Below are 17,049 nucleotides of genomic sequence, written 5' to 3' on the forward strand. Positions count from 1 at the left end.
AAGCAACGTACATATCTTTATTTATTCAAAAAAATATGTCAAATCACTCAAAAAGTCGACAAAGAGCTTTTTAGACTCGTTTAATCGGATTATCTGAATCATTTGACGACTTGAATATCTAATGATGCCTCTTACTAAGGTTTTTATAATCCATATTTAATTGAATTTTGGTTATTTAAAGTCGTAATTTTACAATTACAATAAGCAAATAAAGTTCTTTTTATCGAAAAAAACAACATTTAATCGATAAAAAATAACATTTTATCTAATAACTATGAGAAAATTAACCTTAATTAGGCATGCCAAGTCTTCATGGGAGCATGATGTTGTTGATCATGAACGTCCATTAAACACAAGAGGATTTAAAGATGCGGCACTCGTTTCAAAAAATTTGTCCAAAAAATATGATTTAAAATTTGATAAAATTTTATCAAGTGATGCTGTAAGAGCTAGAACCACTGCCAACATTTTTATGGACCACCTGGGTATTGATGAAGAACATATAAACTTAAGTTATAAACTATATGACTTTGCTGGTAGAGATTTATTTGAAGTTATTAAAGAGTGTGATAACAATATTAATAGTCTGCTGATTTTTGGACATAATCATGCTATTACAGCATTTGTAAATACTTATGGCGATGTTCATATAGATAATGTACCTACAAGCGGTGTAGTTTCCATTGAGTTTGATATTATTGATTGGAACGAGTTGAAAAAAGGAAAGACCGTATTAACATTATTCCCAAGGGATTTAAAGGAATAGCTTTATGCTATTCATGTCCATAAAACAGGTTTGTTTTCTGTAAGATAGCTCATGGTTTTAGTTTTATATTTCAATGTATAATAGCTTGTAAATAGACGTGATTTCTTATTAAATATAAAAAAAATATAAAAAAATCGATAAAACGATTGTTTTTAACGATAAAATGTATAAATTAGCGCACTGAACCTCAAATCTATTTTTATGAAAACAAAAATATTCCTACTTAGTTTTTGTCTTTTCTTAGTTACTGGGCTTAGTTTTGCCCAAAAAAAGAAACAACCTAAAAGCATTATTAATGATAAGGTAGCTATAAAGAAATACCATAATAAAGATGAATTAGATAGAAAACAAAAAGGTGAGTTATTAGTATTGTATATTGAAAGAATAGAAAGCTTAGTACAGCTAATGCCTTACATCGCCTTTGCTACTAAACCAGGAATTACGATGTCTACCTTAGGAATTCCAAATGATAGTGATAATAGAAAAATTCTGGATGATCAGTTTGAAGCGACCGATGATTTTATTGAAAAAAACAAGGAGTTTCAGCAACGAATATTACCCTATTCGGATACTGATGACTTAATCTCAGCCATTTTATTTTATGAAGATACACTAAAATCACTTCATGAGTACAGTGAATTCCATTAGCAATTTTTAAAATGACAAAAATGTTATTAAGGAGCACTTTTCGTTTGCTCCTTTTTTTATGCTTTAACCTTTGGTGATTGGTTTGCTAATAGGACCTTATTATATTTTTTTATGGTATCTAAAGTATAATAATAACCATTATTTGTCTAAATAAAGCGCATTTAATCGATAAAATATGAAAAATATTACATGTATAATACATTTTAACGATATATTTGGTATTTCATGGAATTAATATTATATTTGAAAATTAATTAATAAACCATTTCTACTGAAATCAAAAATGCTTGATTATGAAAAAACTTAATGTATTAATATGGGTATTGCTTTTTGGTACTTTGAACCTTTTTGCTCAGCAGGAAAAAGGTATTATAGGAGCAACCAATTGGTTAAATAATTGGACAGATTTTCAATTTGATAAGCAGTATTACAGAGAGCCAACTCAAATTATCACTGGAAATATAACTAAAGACACTAAGCTATTTAAAAGAGATGCCTATCTACTTGTTGGAAGTGTATTTGTTACAAATGGGGCTACACTTTATATTGAACCCGGTACAGTAATTCTAGGCGATTATGATTCCAAAGCCTCTCTAACAATTTCTAAAGGATCTAAAATAATGGCTGAAGGTACTGAAACAGACCCTATTATATTTTCTTCAAACAAAAGTGTTAAGAAAGCTGGAGATTGGGGCGGGCTTATTCTTTTGGGTGATGCTCCTTTAAACAGGTTTGGTAACGGATCTGTAGCAAACTTTCATAATAATTTGCAACCTGAAAATTACGTAAATACTAATTATGGTGGGAATAACTCAGAAGGTAGTTCTGGTATTCTTAAATACGTTAGAATTGAATACACAGGAAAAAGGATTAAAGGGGCGGGCTATTTTAATGGCTTGCTTTTAGCAGGTGTTGGGTCTAAAACTGTATTAGAAAATATTATGGTAACCTATTCTGCTGGTGATGCTTTTGAAATTTGGGGTGGTAATATTACACTTAGTCAAGCGGTATCATACAGAACAAGTAGTAACGATTTCAATTTTAATTACGGCACCCAATGTAAGTTAAATAACTCTTTAGCTATTAGGTCTCCTTACATTTCTAGTAGTGAAGGGTCTCGTTGTTTAAAAGTGTTATCATATGATAAACGAGAAGATGTTGACTTTTCTAAAAATTCTACTTTGGTTATAGCAAACAATATTACAATCTTAAACGATACTGAAAATTTAAAGGAGGATATTGAAAAAGGATTGGTTAAGGAAGGCGTTTTTGTTGGTCAAAATGCGTCTTTAGAGATGAGTAAAAGTGTTATTTCAGGATTTAATCCCGCTGTTATACTAGATGATAGAATATCCATTAATCAAACAAACCTTGAAAAAATTAAGTTTACAGATATGTATTTTAATAACTGTAATGGAAATATTTTTACTGCATATAACAGTAATAATGATGATTTAGAGAATTGGTATGGAAATGCAGCTTTCTTTAATGTCTATTCTAAAAGCAGTAATAAAGAGACTTTTATCGATATTGAAAACCAGAGAAGGCCAGATTACAGGCTAAGAATTAACAAAATAATTGCTATTAATAAACCTGATGTTGATGAAGACTAAATAATGGCCGTTTATTTAGTGAATTACATAGTAATAAAAGAACCTGCTTATGAAGAAGAATATTACCTTATTGCTTTTTGGGGTGCTCTCATTTTCATTAATGCATGCACAAATAGTTATTAGTAAACCAACTTTGGGTTTTACTCAGGCATGCGCAAGTTCTTCGTTCAATAATTATAATGTTACTTTTTCTTTTTCACCCGATACTGCTCTAACAGGATCTAATCAATTTATTGTTGAGCTTTCTGATGAAACAGGAGATTTCTCTAATGCTACAACTGTTTTTACCTCTACGGCTGGAAGTGTTACTAGTTCTCCAGCAACTCTAAGCTTTTCATTACCAGAGGTCACAGCTGGTGAAGCTTATAAAGTAAGAATTAAAAGCACATCGCCTATTGCAACTAGTAGTGGTTCTGATCCTTTTGCTGCTTATTATAAGATTCAAGATTCACCATTTACAATAAACAATTTAATAGAAACTGCAGTTTTTTGTTCTGGCAGTAGTTATGTGTTAACTATAGATAATCCTGGGGGTGCCATGAATGATTCGCCATTACAATACCCGTCATTAACATTTAATTGGTATAAAGAGACTGGTCCATCAACCTCTGTTTTCGTATCGTCTGGTGAAACATTAGAAGTTACAGAATCGGGTACGTATTTTGTAGAAACTAATTACGGAACTTGTACTTCAGACTCCTTTTCAAACAGAGTTACAGTAAGTGAAGCTACTAATGGAGAAACAACAACTGCTATAAATTCCCTTTTAGGTAATCCATATTGTCAAGAAGATGGTCCCACTACCTTAAGCACCATATCAGGAAATAGTTATCAATGGTTTAAAGATGGAGAAAGCATTGTAGGAGCTACCAGTCAAATGTTAGAAACTAATGAATCTGGTACTTATTCAGTTAATATAGATTTAGGAAATTGTACAGCTATTGCCACTATTGATTTAGAAAATACTGGATTTACAAGTAATATTGATGTTGATGATTTGAATATGTTAGAAGAGGGGCAAACGTTAATTGCCACAGTAACCACTAGCGCAAATACACCAACTTATAAATGGTATCTTGATGGTTCTGAAATTTCAGGAGCTACATTTAGTAGTTATGAAATTAATAGTGCTGGTAATTATAAAGTAACTATAAATCAAACGGTTGGTTGTTTGTCTTCAAAAGAATTTTTGTTTAGAGTTACAGAACCTTTTCCTAATGTATCTCAAATTCCTAATTTAATTAGTCCAAATGGCGATGGTGTAAATGATACTTGGATAATTCCGCAAGAGTATGTTAGCGGGTCAGGTGCTCAAGTCATGATTGTAAGCGAACAAGGAAAAATAGTTTTAAATACTAATAATTATCAAAATAACTGGCCAGAAAATATAAGCTTAAAAGATGTAAACCCAGTGTATTATTACATAATAACAACCCCAAATAACAAGACTCGTAAAGGATCAATTACGCTTGTAAAGTGACATGAATAAATACCTCCTATATTGTATACTGTTTTTGTTTACGGTACAAATGATCCATTCTCAAGAGAATGGTGTTGTTGCGTTTGATCTACCTGTAAGAAACTCTTTGAAATTTAACAGGCATGTTCTAAACCCTACCTTTAGTTTTGTTAGAGAACAAAACAAGTATATAAGTTTTACTAATAAAAGACAATGGCTTCAATTTGATAATGCACCCCAGACTTTTCTATTTGGTTATTCCGGAAGGTTTAGAGAAAACATAGGAATGGGCTTAAGTCTTTTTCAACAAGATTATGGTGTGCAAACTACCTTTGGAGGTGTTCTAAACTTTGCCTATAATGTGTCATTAAGCAGAGAGAGCAATTTAACATTCGGGCTTAATCTAGGTGCATATCAAAGTGGTATAAATGAAGGAAGCGTCATTATAAATGAACCAGACCCCTCACTTCAAAACATACCAAAGCACTTTATGTTAACCATCAATCCAGGTATTAATTATGGCACTGGTTTTTTTGATTTTGGCTTTTCAGTAAATAATTTGGTTTCCTATAATTTTAACAATTCAAAATTAATAGAAGAAAATCCTGCGCAGGGTTTACAGGCTCATATTATGTATACGGGCTACATGAATAGCAGAGGTTTTTTTGATGAAAGTAAATTTTCCAGTCTATTCCGGTCTGAATTCAGAAAAGGTGAAACAATTTTTTCTGGTTTAGCTATGTTAACCATTCCTAGAGGGCTTTGGGGTCAAATAGGATATAATTCGTTATATGGTGCCTCTGTAGGTCTTGGTATTAATATTAGTGAGCAAATTGCTATAGAATATAATTATGAACAATCTCTAGGAGATTTAGTTGAGTTTGGAAGTTCACATGAAGTTACATTGGCGTATAGATTCAAGAACCAAAGATTCAATTACAGTGGTGATGATGATGAAAAATCGGTTTTTACATCTTCAAGAAAAGTAAGGCGAGTTCTTGCTAGTAAAAATCCAACCAAGAAAACTGGATCTGCTACACCAGGTAGATTAAAATCTAGAAAAGTAAATCTAGAAGAAAATGATAATTCGGTTGCAGAAGAAGAACAAGAAATAATTGATAATACTAATAGTCAAGAAGACAAAGCAAATTTAGAAGAAGAGAAACGAAAAGCAGAAGAAGCTGCTAAACTTGAAGCAGAGAGGATAGCTCAAGAAGAAGCAAATAGAATTAAAGCCGAAGCGGAAGCCAGAATCAAGGCAGAAAAAGAGCAACAAGAAAAACAAAGGGCTGAAGCATTGAAGCGTAAACAGGAGGCAGAGGCCAAGGCAAGACAAGATGCAAAATTAAAAGCTGAAGCGGAAGCAAAGGCTAGAATGGAAGAGGTAAAACGCAAGGCAGAAGCGGCTGCGAGACTTGAGGCTGAAAGAATTAAAACAGAGGCGGAAGAAAAAGCTAGGTTAGAAGCCGAAAGATTGCAGACTGAAAAAGATGCTTTAGAGAAAGCCAAAAGAGACGAGGAAGAAGCAGTATCTAAATTGGAGGAGCAAACCATAGAAGAAAATAACTTAAGTGATCCAGAGCTAGATAAAGAAACAATTAATGAAATAAATAATTTGAATCAAATAGCTGAAAACTCAGTAAACCTGCAGCATATGCTATTAGATAGATTATCTAATAAAGTTAATATCAAACAACAAGATTTAGATGATTTAAAGGAAGAAAACGATTTAAGTGAACAAGGAATTTATGTAGCTCCTAAACCATTTAAGAGTATTAGTGCGGAAAATGCTGAAATTGAATCTATTAAAATCGAAATAGACAAGGTAATTGAAGAGCAGGATATTAAAATTCAAGAGTTAGAAGCTGTTCTAATTAAGCGAAAAGGGAAGAAACGGGATAAGTTAGATCCTTTATCTGCTAGTTATTTAAAAACCATTGAAGCACTAAAAGCCGAAAGATTAAAAACCATTAGATTGAAAGAAGATTTAATTGAAGAATTGAAAACTATTAAAGAAGCCACAGAGGTTGAAAGAAAGCGAAGAATTAAACGAGCAGCTTATCAAAATCAACAAGATAGATATGTGAAGGATAGAGCAACTCTAGAAAGAATAAGAAAATTTACAGAACCTAGTTTGGTACCATTACAAGAAGAAGATTTTGATTTTGGAGAAGAACAAAGTAATAGCATTAAAATTATTAAAGATGTTAGCAATGAGGAAAACGGATTTTATATGGTTATAGCGGTTCATGATTCTGAAGAAAAAAGAGATGAATTTTTGAGAAAAGCGGTGGCATCTGGTGAAACCAATATTAATTTCTTCTTTGATGTGAATTCAAACAAGTATTTTATATACTACGATAAGTTTAACAATATTGAAGCGGCTCAAAAGACTTTGGAATCAAAAGGAACCAAACCATATAATAGTAAAATGTCTATTGTTAAAATAGAGAATTAATTAACTACATAAATATCTTTTAGAAAATCGGTTTTTGGCACTATCCGATTTTTTTTAGGTTAATATATAATAAATGGTTTTTGTTGGGATACTTGGTCTTTTTATGTTTTTTGTGTAAATAATAGTACAAAAATATTATTATTTAACGCTTAAAAGCATTTTATTTTCGATGAAATACATAAAATGTGTCGATTTACTTCTTAGTTATAAAAAAAAATACGATATTTACCTCGTTTAAGTGTGTTTTATGTAGGTTGAATGACGCTGAAAAACAAAATAAACTTACAAATTAAATTGATTTATTAAGAATTGTAATAAGATATATTTCTTTTTATAGCCTCAATAAAAGAAATAAAATTAAATGACTGCCATGAAAAAAACTACTTATGTAAGCTATGGACTTGTTATTATTTTTCTTTTTCTAAGCATTCAATTGTCTGCTCAGACTTATGATCCATTCACGGAGAGAGAAAAAATCGAGGTACGTGGTAGTATGTTGGTTGTTGGAAACAGCATTATTGGAGAAAATAACTTACCTTTTAATGATTTAACTAGAGATAATCAAGATGTCGATATGAGATATATCGATATTGACTCAGATGCAACTACTTTTAGTTCCAGTAGTGCAGAAATACAATTACCTCCTCATGAAGATGGAAGTCCAACAGATTGTTACAGGGTAGTCTATGCAGGTTTATATTGGGCGGCATCACTTCAATCTGGAGATAGAAGTGATATTGATGAAGTAAAGTTTAAGCTGGCTGGAAGTTCAACATATATCGATATTACTGGAGAAATTATTTACGATGCTATCGTAAGTCCAATAGTAGCTGAAACTGGAGAGCCAGGAAATACGCCGTATGCTTGTTATGCCGATGTAACCAATTTATTTAGTGGTTTAACAAATATAGAAGGAAATTATACGGTTGCCAATGTTACTTCCAGTGAAGGATTTAACAATTCAACAGGGTTATCTGCAGGATGGACACTCCTTCTAATTTATGAGGATCCTGAACTCTATACAAAATCGTTTACAATTTTTGATGGTTTTAGCCATATTTTTGATGGTCATCAAGAAACCGTTAATGTTACAGGCTTCCGAACACCTCCAGCCGGAAATATCGATTTACAATTTGCTTATGGAACCTTAGATGGCGATCGTACCAAGCGAGCCACCAAATTAGAAATAAATGGTAAAGAAGTAACAACAGAATTAAGGCCAGCCAATAAATTCTTTGGTTCTGTAATTGAAAACTTGGGTTATGATGGTAACCCTAATCCTCCAAGTCTAGTTTATCCTAGAAATCCTCAAAGTACCAATACATTAGGATATGATACAGGGCTTTTGGAAATAATTAATTCCGAACCGGAATTCATAAGGAACGATGATACGGCAGCCGATTTTAGACTTCAGGTTGCAAGGGGTCAAGCAGATCCTATTTTTGCTTTTATGAGTGCATTTGGTGTAGATATAATCGCACCAGATATAGATCTTACAAAAATTGTTTTGGATGAATTAGGAAATGATATTGATGGAGATGATGTGATTTTAGGCCAGAATCTATTCTATGAAATTACCTATCAAAGTGTTGGTAATGATAATGTAACACAATTTACAATTAAAGATATATTACCAGACAATATCATTTTTGATCCTACTACCGATATTGATTTGAGTAATGCTGGCGGTGCAACTTTGCAGTCATGGGATCCAGTAACTAGAGAATTGATATTCAGTATACCAGATGGCTCAGTTGAAGTTGATGATCCAGCGTTCACGATTCGCATTGCCATTCAGGTGGTACCAAATTGCTACGATTTAAGTCAGGCTTGTTCTAATGAAATTAAGAACCAAGCTTTTGCTACTTATAGAGGTGTTATAAATCCAACAATAATTGAAGAAGAAGGAAGTTTTGCAACTGAAGAGTGTTTGGGAGTTCCAGGCTCTACTAACTTTATCGTGGATATATCAAACTGTGATTTTGCTAGAACTGAAATTTTATGTGGTAGTAGTGTTGTTTTAACCGCTGCTTCAGGATATGATACTTATTCTTGGTCTACAAGTCCAACGGGAACTCCTGTAATTGGTACAGGTCAAACCTATACCGCTACAGAGGTAGGAACATACTATGTTAATAATACCACAACATCAACGTGTATTTCTATAGAGGAAGCTATAACAGTGGCGCTTTATGGTAATACACAAACTAATCCAGTTATTCCTTACGCAGATCAAGTAGTTACTTGTCCTAATGACGGTAAGCAACTGCCATATATATTCTTATGTGGAGCAAATGAAACAAGAGAGATTTTAACAGGTATAAGTGATGCAGTATCTATTGTTTGGGAACAACTGGATGAAAGTAGTTGTGCGGCATTAACTGTAGATGATTGTGCTAACGAAAGTGATGATTGTACATGGAACCAAGTGGGAACAGGATCAGATTACGTAGCTAATATGGCAGGTGAGTTTAGACTTGTTATTAATTATCCTGGCGGATGTTTTAGTATTTTCTATTTTAATGTGTATCAAAACTTATTAGATCCAACCATAACGGCCGAGGATATCATTTGTACCACTCCTGGTCAGGTAACCGTTGGAGGTGTACCCTCAGGTTATGAGTATAGCTTAGACCCTAATGGACCTTATCAGGCATCAAATACATTTACAGTTAATACTCCCGGGTATTATACAGTTTATATTCAGCAAACAGTAGCCGATTCATTTCCATGTACTTTTCAAACTCCTAGTATATATGTGAGACAGCGTGATGCTAACCTAACTACGGTGGTTACACAGCCAGATTGTAATGGAGATAAAGGTAGTATTCAGTTACAGGTAAACGATGCGCTTCCACAATATTACTATAGTCTATCACAAGGAGGTACTTTAATTAATAGTGTAGGGCCTATTATGGATAGTAATTACGCCTTTGATAATTTAAACTCAGGAACATATACATATTCGGTAACCACAGATGATGGCTGCATTTTTACAGATGATATAGATATAATTGATCCACCAGTAATAACGGTAACAGCAGCTTTAACGCAACCTTTAACCTGTACCGATGGTGAAATAACAATTTATCCGGTTGGTGGTACACCACCTTATAACTATTTTATTAATAGTACTACCATTTCACAGAATTACCCAGAATATGTTGTTACTACAGCGGGTGTATACAATATTACTGTTCTGGATTTCAATGGTTGTGAAGCTTCAACATCAATTACTGTTGATGGTATTTTACCACCTGAGTTTAACATAAATCAAAACAATATTTTATGTGCAGACGATCCTAATAGTGGCTCTATAACCGTTAATGTTACCAATGCCAACGGTAATAGTTTAATGTATAGTATAGATGGCGGAACTACCTTTGTGAGTTCCAATGTGTTTACAGGTCTAGTGGCTGGCAACTATGATGTGGTTGTACAATATACTTACGATGCTGATGTATGTGCTTCTGTAGCTCAGAACATTACAATTACAACACAGGCTCCAATTACAGGAACAGCCACATTAACAACACCGTTAACTTGTACAACAAATGGGGTAATTGCAGTTTCTGGAGTATCTGGAGGAACATCACCTTACGAATATAGTATTGATGGTGTTAACTTTCAGTCAGGAAACACGTTCTCAGGTTTAACTAATGGAACTTATACGGTTACTGTAAGAGATGCAAGTGGTTGTTCTTCAGTATTAACACCTATTACAATTGATGCTCTAGATCCACCTACCGATATGGACTTTAGCAGCACACCATTAACATGTCCCACCAATACTTCTGATATAACTATTACTGGAGTAACAGGTGGTACACCACCTTTAGAATATCAAATTATTGCACCTTCAGGTTCAGCTACTGCATATCAATCGTCTAATGTTTTCAATGGATTGGGGTCTGATACTTATACCTTCCAAGTAAGGGATGCTAATAACTGTACTTATAGCGAATCGTATACCATAGATTCATTACCTACACTTTCGGTAATTGGATTGGTTTTAAATAACGAGACTTGTTTTGGTGCTTCAGATGGTACTGCAGAATTTACAGTAACTGGAACAACAAGTTTTACCTATACTATTAATGGTGGAGCATCTGTAGCTGGTAGTTCACCAATCAATATAACAGGATTAGCTGCAGGTAGTAGTTATACCATAGCCATTACAGATACAACAACTAATTGTACCGCAACCGATACGGTAAGTATATCTGGACCACCTTTTGCATTAAATATTACTGTAACAGAAACACCTATAACCTGTACTGCAAATGGAAGTGTCGCTGTCACTGCTACCGGTGGTTGGGGTGGTTATAGTTATGAATTAGAACAACCTGACACTTCAATATTAGGTTCTCAAGGCAGTAATATTTTTGGAGGTTTATCCCAAACAGGAACGTATACGGTTACGGTGACTGATGCCAACGGATGTCAAGTTACAACAACCTTTGTATTGAGTACGCCAAGTAACCCAACGGCTACGATAATCAATGCCAATTATTGTTATGATGGTACGAATGCTTCTTCTCTTGAAGTGAGTGCTTCCGGAGGTAATCCACCATATGAATACAGTAACAACGGAAGTGTATTTCAAACAAATCCGGTTTTCTCAAACTTAGCACCCGGGACTTACGATATTATAGTAAGAGATGCTTTTGGATGTACCTTTACTTTACCAACTGAGACCATAGCAGACCAATTAACAGCTTCAGCTAGTTTAGTTAAAGGATTGGATTGTACTACGAGTCCAGATGCAGAAGTTAATGTTACGGTTTCTGGAGGTATTGCCCCATACAATTACGAAGTATCCTTTAATGGAGGTGTGTTTATCGCAACAGGTAATCCACCATATACCTATAATAGTGGACAGACGGGGGATTATCAATACAGGATTACGGATGCTTTAGGTTGTACGGCATTAACCAATGTGATTACTATTCAGCCTATTTCAAATCCATTGGCCACAGCCATAGCTACTGATGTATTCTGTAGTGGAGACGCCACCGGAATTGTAGCAATTGATATAGATGAAACCTTAGGGGTACCACCTTATCAAGTTAGCTTTAATGGTTCAGGATTCACATCTCAAGCAGTTTATAACGGATTAATAACTGGAACCTATAATTACATTGTTAGGGATGCCAACAGTTGTGAATTTAATGGTTCTGTAGTTGTTAATGAGCCTAGTGTTATTGCTTTGGGTTCTGAAATCATTACACCTATTACTTGTGGTGTAGGTGGCAATGTACTTGGAGCTATTCAAATACTCAATGTTACTGGTGGAACACCTAATTATACTTATACGCTTTTAAATAGTTCAGGTGCTGTTGCTACAACATCGTCCTCAAATCCTTTTGGACCTACACCAAATGATAATGTAACGTTTAACGATTTAAGTTTTGGCAATTATTACCTAAGAATAGTAGATGCTAATGGTTGTGAGTATAACTTTGGGCCTTATTTAGTGGCTTCTGATGTTGATAACTTAGATATTAATACAAATGCAACAGGAACTTGTATAGCTGGGGTAGAATACAATATTGAAATTGTTAACGGTACGGGACCTTTTAGAGTACGTATTTATGATGGTACAACAACATTTAACCCAACAGATGGCACTGCACCTAATGGATTACCAATTTCTAATATGTCGCCAAATGAAAGAAACCATCAGTTTTCTGGACTCCAGTTTGATGTGAGCTATACTTTTGAAGTATTAGATACTAGTACAGGTTGTACCTATATTGAAAATGTACCTGCTATACCAAGCCCGTCTACTATTGCTGTTTCTGGAACTGCTACAGATATTACTTGTTATGAAATCCCAGGATTAGATGACGGTACTTTCGACTTTACGGTAACCGCTTATAGTGGTAACGAATTATCATGGGAAGTTTTTAATAACCTTTCAAATACAACAACTGGTATTACAGGCAATGCAACTGGCTTGTCTGGAGCAGATTATTCAGATACTGTTTCTGGTTTGGCCCCAGGAGATTATTATTTATTGGTTTCTGAAACAGACTTAACCTCTACGCAGTGTACAGCTTTAGTGAATTTCCAGATTATACAGCCTACAGAATTATTATTAGCTGAAGTAGTTAATACAAATGCTAATTGTAATCAAGATGCACAGGTTGTTGTAAATGGTAGTGGGGGTACACCGCCATATGAATATGCTTTTGTTGAGGATGGTGTTACACCAACAATTGGAGATTGGACTGCTAATAATTTAGCTATTTTGGATGTTAATATCAATATTAATTGGGATGTTTACGTTCGTGATACTAATGGATGTGATATATCATCTCCATTAGATGTTTCTATTTCGGCAGATCCGCTACCAGTAGTAACATTGCCTACTATTGCAAACGATCAATGTACATCAAATGGTAGTTCCTATACTTTTACAGCTACACCTGGAGGAGGAGAGATAACACCTGTTACTTATAGTATAGATGGAGTAAACTTTCAATCAAGCCCAACATTTATAGTCACTTCAACAGGAACATTTACGGTAACCATACGTGATGGAAATGGATGTACAGCAACCGATACTATTACTATTTATGAACCTATACAAATTAGTGCTCAGGTAACGGCACTAACATCTTGTACCAATAACGATGGCATCATAACGATGACAGGGTATGGTGGTTCTGGAAATTATACTTATGAAATCACCTCTGGTCCTGTTTTAGTTGGTCCTCAGGCATCAAATGTGTTTAACGGTTTACCAAGTGGGACTTATACCATTACCATAGCAGATACTACTACAGCATGTACAGACCAAGTAGATATTACTTTGGACGCTGCAACCCCAGTTCTATTTACACCTGTAGCAACCAATGTTAGTTGTAATGGAGGTAATGATGGAATTATAACAGTAAATCTACCAGCGAGTAACGATAATCCTCCATATACTTATGAGATTACTTCAGGCCCTGTGTTATTAGGGCCACAAAGCTCAAATATATTCACTGGATTACCAGCAGGAAATTATGATATCACTGTAATTTCAGGTAGAAATTGTAGTACAACTGAGCCAATAACCATAGGAGAGCCTGTGCTTTTAGATGTATCGGGAACAGCAACCGATTTTGCATGTGCTCCAGACAATTCGGTGAACACATCAATATTGACCATTGTAGAAAACGGAGGGACATTTCCATATACATTCAGTATAGATGGTACTAACTATTTTACAACCAATACATTTGATATTATAGATACCGGAAGTGTTCAAACTGTTGATATTTATGTAAGGGATGCTAATGGATGTGTGGCCTCAAACACTGTAAGTATAAATCCCTTACCGGCATTAACTTTGGCTACGGCAGCCATAGCAACTCCAATTGATTGTAATAACACTGGCACTGTTTCAATTACTGTTACGGGTGGGTCTGGGAATTTTAATTATCAGATGTTACCTAATGGAACACCTCAGGCTTCAAATACGTTTGCTATTACAGGCCCAGGAACCTATTATTTTAGAGTTAACGACGTAGACACTGGTTGTAGTATAGATACATCAGGGTTAACCATAGCACCTTATGATACCATAAATATTACAGCCACTGTAACTACAGATGTAACTTGCTATGGAGATAACAATGGCGTAATTGAATTTCTTGTAAATGGTTATACGGGGACATATAATTATGAAGTATTTAATAGTTTGGGAGTATCCATAAGTGGTGTTGTTGCTAGCGATACTTCAACTAACCCACAAACTATAACAGGAATGACTGCCGGTAACTATTATGTTGAAGTCACTGAAACAGCAAGTCCGTTCTGTTCGACGTCTTCCAACATAGTAAACATATTATCCCCAACAGAACCATTGACCTTATCGGCAACGGAAACATCAAATGTTACCTGTGATGATAATCAAGGCACTATCATTGCTATAGCTAGTAATGGATGGGGTGGTTATGAATACCAATTAACCGGTGCTGCTACGGTACCATACTCAACAAACGGAACATTTAGTAACCTTTCAGCAGGAACGTACACTATCAGTGTTAGAGATGCAGGTGGTTGTATTGTTTCAGAAAGCATAACATTAAATTTACCAATACCAATCAACGCTACTGTAGTGGCTACACCAACACTATTAAGTTGTTTTGGTGATACCAACGCAATGATTACGGTTAGTAATGTAACAGGAGGTCAAGGCAGTAACTACAGTTATACATTAAACATGACTGCTCCAACAGTTAGTGCTTCAGGACCACAGGCATCGCCAGTATTTAGCGGGTTAGCAGCAGGTACCTATAACGTAACTGTAACTGATGGTTATAACTGTACATTTAATACACCAGATGTAGTTATTTCAGAACCTACTCAAATAGTAGCTTCTTTAGTTACGGCAAGTACCCAAACTTGTATTAATGATGCTACCCTTACCTTAAGTGCAACAGGGGGTACAGGAAGTTATGAGTATAGCAATACTGATAATTTTACAACAGTCTTGGGTTCTTTTGCAACATCAATAACCTTTTCAGTAAGTCCGGGAACCTATCAATATTATGTAAGGGATGCTAATGGATGTGTGTCTAGTGTTTCTAATGGTATTACTATAGAACCTTTAGTCCCATTAACGGTTAATCTAGACACAACCAATTCAACGGTTAACTGCGCTGGAGATTCTACAGGTGTTATTGTGGCAGAGGCACAAGGTGCTTTAGGAAATTATGTTTATACACTTCAAGATGGTAGTGGGAATGATATATTAGGAGCGGTACAAAATAATCCAGGTGTTTTTACAGAATTACCAATAGGAACGTATCAAGTATATGTTGAAAGTGTGGATTGTGATATAACCTCATCAGCAGTTATTATTACAGAACCAACAGAACCTTTAACGGCTCAATATATTGTAACCGATATTACTTGTAATGGTGAAAATGATGGTATCATTGAAGTAAGTGCTTCTGGAGGAACAGGCATCATAAAGTACGCAATTACTCCTAGACTGGATCAGTTTTTTGACGAACCTATTTTTGACGAACTGTCACCAGGATTTTATGATATTATTGTACAAGATGAACTTGGTTGCTATGTACTGCTTGAAGATATAGAAATTGTAGAAGCAACTCCCGTTATACTTACCATAGTACCCAATTCCATATTGCCAGAGGTTTGTGAAGGCGATATGAATGGGGAGTTTAGTATTGATATTTCTGGAGGAACATTACCTTATAACGTTGCTTTAGATGATATTAATGGTGCATATACAACTGGTGGACCAACACAAACCATATTTGATTTTAATGGATTAAGTGGTGGTGATCATATAGTTTATGTTATAGATGCTCAAGGGTGTGAGTCTGAATGGAATATTACGTTTCCAGAATCTGTAAGATTAGATCCGTCAGTTGAGGTTGATTATTGTACAGATATTTATGATGCGAGTAGTAATGCGGTAACTGTGAGTATAGACTCTAGTGTAGATTCTGTAGAAGTTGATTACTCTTTAGACGGTATAAACTTCCAAAGTAACAATGTATTTGTTGATGTTGCTCCAGGTTTAAATCAATCAATAACCGTAAGGCATTCTAACGGATGTGAGCAACAAGTATTTTTCGATATTAATCAATATGATCCATTACAAATAGCGATTAGTGATGGTAATATTAATGAAATTGTATCGGCTGTTTCTGGTGGTTCAGGAGATTATGAATACGCCATTCAAAGGGTGAATTCAATCGACTTTGAGCCATATCAAGACACAGGTACTTTTATTATTTATGAATCTGGAACCTACACTATTCAAGTAACTGATAGTAACGGTTGTGTTGCTTCTGCATCAAGACAATTTGAGTTTGTTGATGTTTGTATTGCAAATTATTTTGTACCAGGAAGAAATGAGGATTGGGGGCCTGGATGTACATCACAATATAGAAACTTAACTGTTGATATTTTTGATAGATACGGACGTAAAATAGCTACGCTTGGTGTTGATGAAACATGGGATGGAACTTATAATGGCAAACAATTGCCTACTGGTGATTATTGGTATGTAGTGAACCTTAATGATGAAAGAGATAAACGAAGTTTTGTTGGACACTTTACACTTTACAGGTAATTA

6 protein-coding genes are annotated in these 17,049 nt (G+C 34.7%); all 6 read left to right on the forward strand.

Annotated elements, in window-relative coordinates; translation table 11 throughout:
* The first annotated feature begins 274 nt into the window (after positions 1 to 274).
* The 6 genes from E1J38_RS08230 (at position 275) to E1J38_RS08255 (ending at position 17,046) form a co-directional block, all read left to right on the forward strand.
* The gene (locus E1J38_RS08230) at positions 275 to 766 is read left to right on the forward strand and encodes a SixA phosphatase family protein (protein WP_133355560.1); all 492 of its coding nucleotides are present in this window, start codon (positions 275 to 277) and stop codon (positions 764 to 766) included.
* 201 nt (positions 767 to 967) lie between these two features.
* Positions 968 to 1,414, forward strand: a complete 447-nt coding sequence (locus E1J38_RS08235) for a hypothetical protein (protein WP_133355561.1) — start codon at positions 968 to 970, stop codon at positions 1,412 to 1,414.
* A 293-nt stretch (positions 1,415 to 1,707) separates the two neighbouring features.
* On the forward strand, positions 1,708 to 3,027 hold the full coding sequence (locus E1J38_RS08240; protein ID WP_133355562.1) for a beta-helix domain-containing protein: 1,320 nt from the start codon (positions 1,708 to 1,710) through the stop codon (positions 3,025 to 3,027).
* 49 nt (positions 3,028 to 3,076) lie between these two features.
* The gene (locus E1J38_RS08245) at positions 3,077 to 4,507 is read left to right on the forward strand and encodes a T9SS type B sorting domain-containing protein (protein ID WP_133355563.1); all 1,431 of its coding nucleotides are present in this window, start codon (positions 3,077 to 3,079) and stop codon (positions 4,505 to 4,507) included.
* A gap of 1 nt (position 4,508) precedes the next feature.
* The gene (locus E1J38_RS08250) at positions 4,509 to 6,944 is read left to right on the forward strand and encodes a PorP/SprF family type IX secretion system membrane protein (RefSeq protein WP_133355564.1); all 2,436 of its coding nucleotides are present in this window, start codon (positions 4,509 to 4,511) and stop codon (positions 6,942 to 6,944) included.
* Positions 6,945 to 7,314: 370 nt separating this feature from the next.
* A complete protein-coding gene (locus E1J38_RS08255) occupies positions 7,315 to 17,046 on the forward strand; it encodes a T9SS type B sorting domain-containing protein (protein ID WP_186525838.1) in 9,732 nt (3,243 codons plus the stop codon).
* Positions 17,047 to 17,049 lie beyond the last annotated feature (3 nt).

It is taken from the genome of Seonamhaeicola sediminis (assembly GCF_004358095.2).
In the GTDB taxonomy this organism is placed as follows: domain Bacteria; phylum Bacteroidota; class Bacteroidia; order Flavobacteriales; family Flavobacteriaceae; genus Seonamhaeicola; species Seonamhaeicola sediminis.

Excerpts from the sequence above, each read along its gene's own strand:
- E1J38_RS08230 (WP_133355560.1), top strand. The coding sequence starts at position 275 with ATGAGAAAATTAACCTTAATTAGGCATGCCAAGTCTTCATGGGAGCAT.
- E1J38_RS08235 (WP_133355561.1), top strand. The coding sequence starts at position 968 with ATGAAAACAAAAATATTCCTACTTAGTTTTTGTCTTTTCTTAGTTACT.
- E1J38_RS08240 (WP_133355562.1), top strand. The coding sequence starts at position 1,708 with ATGAAAAAACTTAATGTATTAATATGGGTATTGCTTTTTGGTACTTTG.
- E1J38_RS08245 (WP_133355563.1), top strand. The coding sequence starts at position 3,077 with ATGAAGAAGAATATTACCTTATTGCTTTTTGGGGTGCTCTCATTTTCA.
- E1J38_RS08250 (WP_133355564.1), top strand. The coding sequence starts at position 4,509 with ATGAATAAATACCTCCTATATTGTATACTGTTTTTGTTTACGGTACAA.
- E1J38_RS08255 (WP_186525838.1), top strand. The coding sequence starts at position 7,315 with ATGAAAAAAACTACTTATGTAAGCTATGGACTTGTTATTATTTTTCTT.